Annotated in this window: 5 protein-coding genes; 3 read left to right on the top strand and 2 right to left on the bottom strand. The window is 70.1% G+C overall.

The annotated features are described in order from the left end of the window. The first annotated feature begins 49 nt into the window (after nt 1–49). From QNA09_RS25590 to QNA09_RS25580, 3 genes are all read left to right on the top strand, one after another. A complete protein-coding gene (locus QNA09_RS25590) occupies nt 50–3,361 on the top strand; it encodes an arabinosyltransferase domain-containing protein (protein WP_040270432.1) in 3,312 nt (1,103 codons plus the stop codon). Between the two features lie 209 nt (nt 3,362–3,570). After that, entirely contained in the window at nt 3,571–4,005 is a 435-nt protein-coding gene (locus tag QNA09_RS25585; protein WP_010596183.1) for a hypothetical protein, read from the top strand. A 182-nt stretch (nt 4,006–4,187) separates the two neighbouring features. Further along, on the top strand, nt 4,188–5,138 hold the full coding sequence (locus QNA09_RS25580) for a hypothetical protein (RefSeq protein ID WP_040270441.1): 951 nt from the start codon (nt 4,188–4,190) through the stop codon (nt 5,136–5,138). A gap of 74 nt (nt 5,139–5,212) precedes the next feature. Here QNA09_RS25580 and QNA09_RS25575 read toward each other — a convergent pair whose 3' ends face one another. Together QNA09_RS25575 and pks13 are read right to left on the bottom strand one after the other, a co-directional pair. Next, nucleotides 5,213–6,757 (bottom strand): acyl-CoA carboxylase subunit beta, encoded by a 1,545-nt coding sequence (locus QNA09_RS25575; RefSeq protein WP_010596185.1) that lies wholly within the window; start codon nt 6,755–6,757, stop codon nt 5,213–5,215. Nucleotides 6,758–6,764: 7 nt separating this feature from the next. After that, nucleotides 6,765–11,759 carry a polyketide synthase Pks13 gene (gene pks13, locus QNA09_RS25570; protein WP_119699317.1) on the bottom strand — a complete coding sequence of 1,665 codons (4,995 nt, stop codon included), beginning with the start codon at nt 11,757–11,759 and terminating at the stop codon, nt 6,765–6,767. Nucleotides 11,760–11,796 lie beyond the last annotated feature (37 nt).

Genomic DNA, 11,796 nt, shown 5'->3' with positions numbered 1-11,796 from the left:
CGGTAGGGACGGTGCGTCCGCTCATCTGCGCCCGATACCATCGACAATCGTGCCCGACGACGTGACCACAGTTCCCGCCCCCTCCGCAGCCGTGCCCCGGCCGCCGGTTGCCCGGGATCTGCGGGCGCAGTACCGCACCGCCCGGCTCGTCGCCACGGTGGCGGGCCTGCTCGGTGTGCTCCTCGCCGTCGCGACCCCGTTCCTGCCCGTCAAGGTCACCGAAGCCACCGTCACCTGGCCGCAGAACGGCTCGACCGGGCCGGTCGAGGTGCCGCTCATGTCGCAGGTGCCGCTGCAGCTGAGCGCGACCGTGCCGTGCACCGCCGTCGCGAGCATGCCGCCCGGCGGTGGCATGCTCCTCGCGACCGCACCACCGAGCGGTGAGGGCGCCGCACTCAACGCGATGTTCGTGCGGGTGGGCGCCGAGAACGTGGACGTTCTCGACCGCAACGTCGTCGTGGCCACCGCCCCGCGCAGCGACGTCGAATCCGCCGCGTGCACCGAGATCAGCATCTTCTCCGACGTCGACCGCACGACCGCGGAGTTCGTCGGCCTGAGCGACGAGAACGGCAACCCGCGCGCCGGTGAGCTGACCGGCGACCTGCGCCCCCTCGTCGTCGGCGTGTTCAGCGACCTGGACACCACGGTGCCCGGCATGTCGGTGACCGTCGACGTCGACTCCCGGTTCTCGTCGTCGCCGACGGTGGTCAAGCTCCTCGCGATGATCCTGGCGGCCCTGTCGACCGCGCTGGCGATCGGTGCGCTCGCCAAACTCGACGGCACCGACGGCCGGGGGCATCGCCGCTTCCTGCCGTCGCACTGGTGGAAGTTCACCGGCGTCGACGCGGTCGTCGTCGGCACACTCCTCGGGTGGCACTTCTTCGGGGCGAACACCTCCGACGACGGCTACCTGCTGACCATGGCCCGGGTCTCCGAGCACTCGGGCTACATGGCCAACTACTTCCGCTGGTTCGGCGTCCCCGAGGCCCCCTTCGGCTGGTACTACGACGTGCTCGCCGCGTTCGCCGAGGTCTCCACCGCCAGCGTCTGGATGCGGCTGCCCGCCCTGCTCGCCGGCATCACCTGCTGGATGGTGATCAGCCGCGAGGTGGTGCCCCGCCTCGGCCGCGCCGTCCGGCACAACACCGTCGCGCTGTGGACCGGCGGCCTGGTGTTCCTCGCCTTCTGGCTGCCCTACAACAACGGCCTGCGTCCGGAGCCGATCGTCGCGCTCGGCGCCCTGCTGACCTGGTGCTCGATCGAACGGGCGATCGCCACGGGCCGGTTGCTGCCGGCTGCGACGGCCGTGATGATCGGCGCGTTCACCCTCGCCGCCGCCCCGACCGGCCTGATGTGTATCGCCGCCCTGCTCGCCGGCATCCGGCCCATGACCCGGATCGTCGTGCGCCGCCACCGCGAGGTCGGGACGCTGCCGCTGCTCGCCCCGATCGCCGCCGCCGGCACGCTCGTGCTCGTCGTCGTGTTCTCCGACCAGACCCTCGCCGCCGTGCTCGAGGCCACCCGCGTGCGCACGATCATCGGCCCGAACGAGGAGTGGTGGAACGACTTCCTCCGCTACTACTACCTGTTCGTGCAGACCGTCGACGGCTCGCTCGCCCGCCGGTTCGCGTTCCTCGTCATGCTGCTGTGCCTGTTCACGTCGCTGCTGGTGCTGCTGCGCCGGCGCCGGATCCCCGGCGTCGCGACGGGACCGTCGTGGCGGCTGATCGGCATCGTCTTCGGCACGATCTTCTTCATGATGTTCAACCCCACGAAGTGGACCCACCACTTCGGGGCGTACGCGGGCATCGCGGGGTCCCTCGCGGCCCTCACCGCGGTCGTCGTCTCCGCGAGCGCGCTGCGGTCGCGGCGCAACCGCACGATCTTCCTCGCCGGACTGCTGTTCGTGCTGGCCGTGTCGTTCGCGGGCATCAACGGCTGGTGGTACGTGTCGAGTTACGGCATCCCGTGGTTCGACAAGACCGTCTCCTTCAAGGGCAACCAGTCCAGTTCGCTGTTCCTGATCCTCTTCGGGCTCGCCCTCGGGCTCGTCGCGTGGCAGTACCTGCGGGAGGGCTACGCGCCGCCGCAACCCAGACCCACGACCCGCAAGGGCCGCCGGATCCGCAAGTTCGCCGCGGCGCCCCTGACCGTCGTCGCCGGAGCGATGGTGCTCTTCGAGGTGCTGTCGCTGCTCAAGGGCGCGGTATCGCAGTATCCGGCGTATTCGCTCGCCCGGTCCAACGTCGGCGCGCTCGCCGGCCAGACGTGCGGGCTGGCCGACGACGTCCTCGTCGAATCGGACCCGAACTCCGGTCGGCTCGCGCCCATCGTCGACCCGGACAACCCACCCCGCGGCGGCGACGCCCTCGCCGGAGCCGAACCCGTGGGCTTCGATCCCAACGGCATCCCGTCGGACCTCACGGCCGACTACGTCGAGGTCAAGCCCGGCCAGGGCAACACCGACAACCAGAGCGTCGGGCCGACGTTCGAGACCGGCGCCGGCGGCGGCACCACCGGCGGCACCGGGGCGCGCACCGTCAACGGCTCGGACGCCAAGCTGCCGTTCGGCCTCGACCCGGCCGTGACCCCCGTGCTCGGCAGCTACCAGGAGGGCGTGCAGGAACCGGCGTTGCTCACGTCGAGCTGGTACGGGTTACCCGAGCGCACCGACGACGCGCCGCTCGTCGTCATCTCGGCGGCCGGTCGCATCTGGTCCGTCGACGACACCGGCGCCACCACCTACGGCCAGTCGCTGCTTGTCGAGTACGGCAGGCGCCTGCCCGACGGCACCGTCGAACCGCAGGGCACCTACCTGCCGCGCGACATCGGGCCCGCGCCGTCGTGGCGGAACCTGCGCATCCCGCTGTCGGAGCTGCCCGCCGACACCGACGCCGTCCGCATCGTCGCCAACGACCCCAACCTCACGGGCGACCAGTGGCTGGCGTTCACACCGCCGCGCGTGCCGAAACTCGAGACGCTCGACACCGTGGTCGGCTCGGAGCAGCCGGTGCTGCTCGACTGGGCGGTGGGCCTGCAGTTCCCGTGCCAGCGTCCGTTCGACCACCGCTACGGCATCGCCGAGATGCCGAACTACCGCATCCTGCCGGACCGACCCCTGGCCGTGTCCTCCACCGACACGTGGCAGTCCGCGGACAACGGCGGACCGCTGGGCTTCACCGAGGCCCTCGCGCGCCCCGAGCAGATCCCCACGTACCTGAAGGACGACTGGGCCCGCGACTGGGGCTCGCTCGAGCGGTACGTGCGGTTCTACCCGGACGCGGTGCCGGCCGAGCCGCAGACCGAGACGGTCACCCGCTCCGGGCTGTGGAACCCGGGCACGCTGCGCGTGTACGAGTAGGCCACCCGCTGCCGTCGCATGCGGTCCTCTCGCGCCTTCCGGACCGAATGTCACACCGGTTCGGCTCCATCGACCGAATGTGACATTCGGCCAGTCGCGCCGCCGGTAACGTCGTCCGTTTCGGGCGCGATGTCACGAATGTTCGATTCTGCTCGATCGCGAACTGTTCATCGGGCCAGCGGGGGTGGGCCGGCTACGGAAGGAACTGTATGTCGAAGAAGCGTGCATTCGGACTCGCGGCGGTTACCGCCGCGGTTCTCGGCGCCGGAGTGGCGACTGCCCCGGTAGCCGTCGCCGCTCCCGAAAATGCCACCACGCTCACGCGTGTCATCGGATCGGGCGAGTCCGGCTCGTTCGGTTACGGCGGAGCCTTGGTGAACGAGGCGGTCACGGTGCGCGTCGACCCCGACGAGCCCGGCATCAGCTGGTTCGGCGGCAGCATGTGGTGCTACTGCAAGATCTCCTGGACCAACATCACCACCGGGGCCAGCGGAACCAACGAACTCCCGTCCCGGCCGGTGCTCGGCGGAGGAATGACCGGTACGCCCCGCGCCGAGACCGGCTCCGGCCGAATCGTCGCCACCGTCACCGTCCCGAACGGCTTCACGTACCTGCCGGGAGTCGGGACCTGGGTCGTCCCCTGACCGTCCGGACCGAATGTCACATCGCTTCGATTGCATCGAACCCATGTGACATTCGGTCCGTCCGTCGGTCCGCCTCGGTCCGCCCGCGACGGGTAGTCCACAACCTCACCGTTCATCCACAGATTTCGCCCACCCTCCCGTTGCACCCTCGAGCGCGGCATTTCCCGGTGATCATGGGCGGCATGAGACGCGGAACGTGGGGGGACGACGTCGAACAGCTCGTCGGGCTGAGTGTCAACGGCATCATCCGCACCTCGACACTGTTGGGATGCGGGATGAGCAGCAGCACCATCTCCGGCCGTTGCCGGAAGGGTGGTCCGTGGCAGCGGATTCTGCCCGGTGTCGTTGCGCTGCACAGCGGCCCGCTCACGCAACTGCACAGACAGACGGCAGCGCAGATGTACGGAGGCGACGAGGCCGTCATCTCGGGCCACGCCGCGCTCGGCGTGCACGGATACGCCCCCTCGGCGACGAAGAGCGACATCCTGCTGCTCATCCCGCAGAATCGGCATCGCAGGAACTTCTCGTTCGTCACCGTCGAACGCAGCTGGCGTGTACCCGAACCCGTACGCAAGGGCACACTGCGGATCGCACCCGTCGCGCGCAGCCTGCTCGATGCCGGACGGCGGACGTCACGAACGGACGACTGCCGCGCCTTGTTCGCCGCCGCGCTCCAACGCGGCGATGTCACCGTGGACCACCTGGCACGCGAACTTGCAGAGGGCAGCAGTCGAGGAACCGCAGTGCCGCGCAAGGTGATCCAGGAACTGGTCGACGACGCGCATTCGGTCGCCGAGATCGAGGCCCAGAAGCTGTACTCCACCTCGGGTCTTCCCCCGATGGTGCACAACCGGGAGGTCGAGGACTCGAACGGAACTTGGATCGCCCGTCCGGACGGCTGGCTCGATGCCGTGGCACTGGCGTGGGAGATCGACTCGTTCGCACATCATCTCAGCGCAAGAGACCACGAGGCAACGATGCGGCGCCGGGCGGTCATGCAGCGGCACGGGATCATCGTCGTCACCCATCTGCCCAGACAGATCCGGCACGAACCGGCGATCGTGCTCGCCGATCTTGCGGCGGCCTACCGGCAGGGTCTCGAACGTCCACGACCCGACGTACGGGTTCGGTAGCCCCGCGAGGTGAACCGAATGTCACATTGCGTCGATACGATCGACGCAATGTGACATTCGGCCCACCAGAAGGGCTAGAGCGGAAGCAAGTGATGCTTGCGCGGATTCTTGAACACCTTCTTGTCGCGCAGCAACGTCAGCGCCTTGCGGATCTCCAGACGCGTCTTGTGCGGCTCGATCACCGCATCGATGTAGCCGCGCTCGGCCGCGATGTACGGCGTCGCGATGTGCTCGTTGTAGAAGTTGATCAGCTGCTGACGGACCGCCGGAGCGTTCTCGCCGGCCGCCTCGATCTGGCGACGGCCGATGACCGCTACCGCACTCTCGGCGCCCATCACCGCGATCCGCGCCGTGGGCCACGCGAAGTTCACATCCGCGCCGAGCTGCTTGGAGCCCATCACCGCGTAGCCACCGCCGTAGGACTTGCGTACCACCACGGTCACCTTCGGCACCGACGCCTCGACGAACGAGAACAGGAACCGGCCGCCGCGCTTGATGACCCCGATCTTCTCCTGCTCCACACCCGGCAGGAAGCCGGGGGTGTCGACGACGAACACCAGCGGAATGTCGTACGCGTCGCACACCCGCACGAAATGCGCGGCCTTGTCCGAACTCGCCGCGTCGAGCGCCCCGGACAGGTACAGCGGCTGGTTCGCCACCACCCCGACGGGCCGGCCGTCGACGCGGGCGAAGCCGGTGATGATGTTCGGGGCGACCTGCGAGCGGATCTCGAAGAAGTCGCCGTCGTCGAAGATCTTGAGCAGGACGTCGTGCATGTCGTAGCCGGAGTTGTCGGCGTCGGGCATGAACGTGTCGAGCTCGAGATCGTCCGGCGTGATCTCCGGTTCGAGGCCCGGATTGATCACCGGGGGCTTCTCCTGCGCGTTCGACGGCATGTAGCTCAGGTACTTGCGGGCCCACTCGAACGCGGCCTTCTCGTCCGGCGCGACGTGGTGCACGTTGCCGTACTCGGCCTGCTTACGGGCGCTGCCGAGTTCGTCGAGGCTGACGTCCTCCCCGGTGACGGACTTGATGACGTCCGGGCCCGTGACGAACATGTACGCCTCTTCGGTGGCGACGACCACGTCGGTGTTGATGGGCGCGTACACGGCACCCCCGGCGCACTTGCCCAGGATGATCGACACCTGCGGGCACAACCCCGACAGCGGCTCGTGCCGCTTGCCCAGTTCCGCGTACCACGCCAGCGACGTCACCGCGTCCTGCACCCGGGCACCGCCGGAGTCGTTGATGCCGACCACCGGGCAGCCGATCTTCAGCGCGAAGTCGAGGATCGCGGCGACCTTGCGGCCGAACATCTCGCCGACGCTGCCACCGAACACGGTCTGATCGTGCGAGAACACCGCGACGGGCCGGCCGTCGACGGTGCCGTGACCGACGACGACGCCGTCACCGTAGAGCGCGTCGTCACGGCCGGGCGTCTTCATGAGCGCCCCGATCTCGACGAAGCTGCCCGGGTCGAGCAGCATGTCGATGCGCTGTCGCGCACTGGGGATGCCCTTGGCGGCGCGTTTGGCCACCGCGGCCTCCCCGGCCGGCTCCTTGGCGATCTCGAGATTCTTGCGCAGCTCGGCCAGCTTCTCGGCCGTCGTCGTGGTCACTACTCGATCAGCTCCTCGTGGCCTCGATGTCGGCCAGCTTGCGTGTCAGGTCGGCCCCCACCTTCCCGATGTACGGCTCGTCGACCACCTGGAGGTGATCGCCGCCGACACGGATGACCTCCAGATTACGGACCGACTCACCCCAGCCACCGTCGGGCTGCCTGGTCCCGAATGCGGGCTCGAGTTCGATGGCGTCGTCGTGGTAGCGGTCCGCCATGTACAGCACCACGTCGCCGTCGTACGGCTCGAGCTTCGCCGTCTGGATGGCCCGGTTGTCCAGCCACGACGTGCGCTGGTGCTCGATGATGCCGCCGGGGATCCTCGTGCCGCTCATCTTGAGCAGGTCCATGAGGATGCGCACCTGGCCCTCGTCGTCCGTCGCGGCGAGCTTGTCGTACGGCAGCGGAGCGTCGACCCCGTAGGTCTTCTTCGCGAACTGCGCGTACCGCTGCCAGCGGGCGGTGATCTCCTCGGGGGTGTCCTCGACCTTCTGCCCGGCCATCACCGTGTCGATGAGGCCGACGAGCCGCACGTCCTTGCCCTCCGCGCGCAGCAGCCGGGCGACCGCGTAGGCGAGCACACCGCCCAGCGACCAGCCGTACAGCACATACGGACCGTCGCCCTGGATCTCCTTGATCTGCGGGAGGTACTCCTGGGCACGCTGCTCGATCGGGCCCTCGGTGCGTTCGAAGCCGTACATCGGGGTGCCCTCGGGCAACCGGCGCAGGAGCGGCTCGTACACGACGGTGGATCCGCCGGCGGGGTGGAACACGAACACCGGCACGGCGTCCGAGCCCTCGGGCCGCGGGCGCAGCGTACGGACGAGCCCGTCGATGCGATCCGCCGATTCGAGGTGCCGGCGCACGCTCTCGGCGAGCTGCTCGATGGTCTCGGCGTCGAGCACGTCGTCCACGGTGATCTCGCCGTTCGCCCGCTCGGTCAGCCGGGCGGCGAGGCGCTCGGCCGTCTCGTCGTCGAGGATCGGCAGGGTGTTGAAGATGCCCTTCGCCGACTGCCCGGTGATCACGGCCCACGTCGCGAACGTGAGCCGCTCGGCGGCGTCGCGCGGCGGCACGTCGGTGCCGGATGCCTCCGCGACCGCCTGCCGGTCGGTGACGTCGGTGGCCTTGTCCGCTTCGGTGCTCGCAGCGGTCTCACCGCTCTTGCCTGCCTCTGCGGCCTCTGCGGCCTCGAGGATCGCCTCCGCCTCGTGCACCACCCCGGTGTCCTCCACCGGCGAGACCGCAGGCAGCTCGAGCGACGCGTCCTCCCGAGCGGCGGTGTCGCGGTCGGCGGCCTGCTGGGCGGCGAGCGCGGCGACCTCCTCGCGGTTCTCCACGGCGTACCGCAGGTACTTCGCGACGTCGCGCAGGCTGGCGTCCTTCACCGCGGCGAGCTGCAGCTGCGGGATGTCGAACTCGTACTCGACGCGGTTCTTGATCCGCACCGCCATGAGCGAGTCCAGCCCCAGCTCGATCAGCGGAATCTCGACGGGCAGATCCTCGGGCGCGTACCCCATCGATTCGGCGACGATCAGCGCCAGCCGATCCTCGAGGGTCTGCGACCCGTTCGGATTCCACTTGTCGCCGAAGCTCTCCACCACCTCGGGCAGCGTCTCGACCGGCCCGGTGGAGCGCTCGGCCGGCGCGGGCGTGGGAGCCGGCAGCGCGTCACCGGAGGCGACGACCGCATCGAACAGCAACCGGAACTCGCCGTCCGCCGCGTCCCGGCCGTGCACGTGCAGCGACGCGCCGCCGAGGTGCCGGGTCAGCGTGGTGGTGAGGGTGCCGGTGGCGGGGACGTCACCGTACGGCACGGACGCGGTGAGGGTGACGTCGGCGAGCACCTGCGACGCGGCGGCGACGGCGAGTTCACCGAGGTCGGTGACCGCGTCGGCGCGCACCTCCCACACGTGCCGGCCGTCGGGCAGCGCGACGTGCGCGCCGGGCACGCGGGCACTGCCGCCGGTCCCGATGCGGGTCTCGAGCCAGAACGGCTTGCGCAGGAACACCGTCCGCGGCAGATCGGCGTACGCGCCGGCCGGGAGCAGGCTGTGCAGGTCCACGGTGTGGCCGTGCACGTACAGCTGAGCGAGGGCGGTGAGCACGCCCAGCGGCTCGTCCTCCTTGCGCTTGAGGGTCTGGATCAGCTGGGTGTCGATGACCCCGGCCGCGTACGCCGTCGCGGCCACGGACATCAGCGCGACCGGATTGGGGGCCAGCTCGACGAAGGTGGTGTGCCCGTCGGTGACGGCCAGCTTGACCGCATTGGTGAAGTAGACGCTGTGCCGCAGACCCTTGGTCCAGTACTCGACCTGGTGGATGCCCTCGTGCCCGGCGCGGTAGTGGGTGTCCTGGTCGACCGACGAGTACACGTCGACCTTCAACCGGCGCGGCTCGATGCCGGCGAGTTCGGCGGCGAGCTCGCCGAGGAGCGGATCCACCTGCGAGGTGTGGCTGGCGCCCTTGGTCTGCAGCACGCGGGCGAGCTTCTCCTCCGACTCCGCCCGCGCGACGATCGCGTTGACCTCGTCCTGCGGGCCGCCGATGACGGTGTGTGTCGGCGCGGCGTAGACGCAGACCTCGAGGTGCGGGTAGTCGGTGAGGACCTGCTCGATCTCCGCGGCGCTGTACTCGACGAGCGCCATGAGCCGGATGTCGTCGCCCTCGAGCAGCGCCTCGGCCTCGCCCATCAGGCGCGAGCGCGCGCAGATGACGCGGACGGCGTCCTCGAGCGACAGCCCACCCGAGATGTATGCGGCGGCGGCCTCACCCATGGAGTGGCCGACGACGGCGGACGGCTCGGCGCCGTGGTGACGCAGCAGCTTCGCGAGGGCGACCTGGATGGTGAAGATGCCGACCTGCGAGGTCTCGACGTCGTAGTCCTGGGCGTCGTCGAGGAACTTCTCCTTCATGGAGTAGCCGGCCTCGTCCTCGATCAGCTCGTCGATCTCGTCGACGGCCGCCGCGAACACCGCGTTCTCGAGGTACAGCTGCTTGGCCATCTTGCGGTGCTGCGATCCGAACCCGGACAGCACCCACACCGGCCCGTTGGCGGCGGGGGCGTCGGCGGAGAACACGCCCTGGGCGGGCTTTCCGGCGGCGACGGCGCGCAGCCCGGCGATGGCCTCGGCGCGGGTCGTCGCGATCACGACGGCGCGCGAGCGGCCGTGGTTGCGGCGGGAAAGGGTGCGGGCGACGTCGGCGAGCGGCGTGGTGCTGCCCGCCTCCGTCTCGAGCCAGTCGGCGAGGTCGGCGGCGGCCCGGCGACGGCGCGACGGCATCGCCGCGGACACCGCGAGCAGCACCGGGCGCTCGGCGTTCTCGTCCGAGCGAATGTGCCCCTCAGCTCCTTCAGCCGACGGAACGACACCTTCGCTCGGCTCTGCCACGGGCGCCTCGTCCGGCCCGGCCGGCGCCGCTTCGGGGCCGGTGTACTCGCGGACCACGACATGGGCGTTGGTGCCGCCGAAGCCGAACCCGGAGACGCCGGCGATCGCCTTGCCGGTGTAGCGCGGCCACTCGGCGCCCTCGGGGATGACCTTCAGGCGGGCCTGCTCGAACGGGATGTACGGGTTCGGCGCCGTGTAGTTCAGCGTCGCCGGCAGGTGGTTCTCCTGCATCGCGAGGACCACCTTGATCAGGCCCGCCGCGCCGGCGGCCGCCTCGAGGTGGCCGAAGTTGGTCTTCGCCGAGCCCAGCAGCACCGGCTTGTCGGCGTCGCGTCCGCGGCCGACGACACGGCCGAGGGCGTCCGCCTCGATCGGGTCGCCGAGCACGGTTCCGGTGCCGTGGGCCTCGACGTAGTCGACGCCGGACGGCAGGATGCGCGCGTCCCGGTAGGCGCGGCGCAGCACGTCGACCTGGGCCTCGGGGTTCGGCGCCGCCAGCCCGTTGGAGCGGCCGTCCTGGTTGACGGCGGAACCGGCGATGACGGCGAGCACGGTGTCGCCGTCACGCTCGGCGTCCTCGAGCCGCTTGAGCACGACGAGGCCGCCGCCCTCGGCGCGGACCATGCCGTCGGCGTCGGCCGAGAAGGCCTTGATGCGGCCGTCGGGGGCCTGCACGCCGAGCTGGTCGAAGCCGAGGGTCGCGGCGGGCGCGACGAGCATGTTCACGCCGCCGGCCAGCGCCACGTCGGCGTCGCCGTCGCGCAGGGCCCGCACCGCCTGGTGCACGGCCACGAGCGACGACGAGCACGCGGTGTCCAGGGCGACGGACGGTCCGCGGAAGTCGAAGAAGTACGAGACCCGGTTGGCGACGATGGACGTGGCCGTGCCGGTCAGCGCGTACGGATGCGCGGCGGACGGGTCGCTCACCGCGAGGAGCTGGTAGTCGTTGGCGGAGCTGCCGATGAACACGCCGACCGGGCGGCCCTTGAGGTCGCTGGCCGGAATGTGGGCGTGCTCGAGCGCCTCCCAGGTCAGTTCGAGGGCGAGGCGCTGCTGCGGATCGACCATCTCGACCTCGCGCGGCGACATCGCGAAGAACTCGGCGTCGAAGCCCTTGACGTCGTCGAGATACCCGCCGCGGGTGTTGGCCGCGGCGATGGCGGACGAGATCTGCGGGTCGTCGGCGAATTCGGACCACCGTCCCTCGGGGAGGTCGGTGATCCCGTCGCGGCCCTGTGCGAGCAGCTGCCACATCTCGGCGGGGGTGCTCACGTGCCCGGGCAGCCGCGTGGCGAGACCGACGATCGCGATGTCGTGTGCCCGGCCGGCCGGACCGGCGGCGTAGAAGGCGCTGTCGTCCCCCTCCGGGAGCTCGGGCTCGCCCTCGATGATGCGCGTGGCCAGCGACGCGATGGTCGGGTGCTGGTACGCGATCGTCGCGGTGAGGGTGACGCCGAGCAGTTCCTCGATCTCGCCGCTCAGCGCGACGGCGTCGCGGGACGAGAGACCGAACTCCTCCATCGGGCGATCGTCGGAGATCTGTGCCACCGGTTGCCCGGTGGCCTCGGCGATCCAGTTTCGCAGCCATTCGCGCAGCTGCGCGACGGTCATTTCAGTGTCAGCCATCAACCCACCACGCTACCCGGGA

Origin of the sequence: Rhodococcus sp. AH-ZY2 (genome assembly GCF_030916465.1) — a bacterium.
In the GTDB taxonomy this organism is placed as follows: Bacteria; Actinomycetota; Actinomycetes; order Mycobacteriales; family Mycobacteriaceae; genus Rhodococcus; species Rhodococcus ruber.
The sequence above is the reverse complement of the archived record's forward strand: the minus strand, read 5'-3'. Positions and strand labels throughout refer to the sequence as shown.

Coding starts and splice junctions, on each gene's coding strand:
- QNA09_RS25585 (WP_010596183.1), top strand. CDS start 3,571: ATGTCGAAGAAGCGTGCATTCGGACTCGCGGCGGTTACCGCCGCGGTT.
- QNA09_RS25580 (WP_040270441.1), top strand. CDS start 4,188: ATGAGACGCGGAACGTGGGGGGACGACGTCGAACAGCTCGTCGGGCTG.
- pks13 (WP_119699317.1), bottom strand. CDS start 11,759: ATGACCGTCGCGCAGCTGCGCGAATGGCTGCGAAACTGGATCGCCGAG.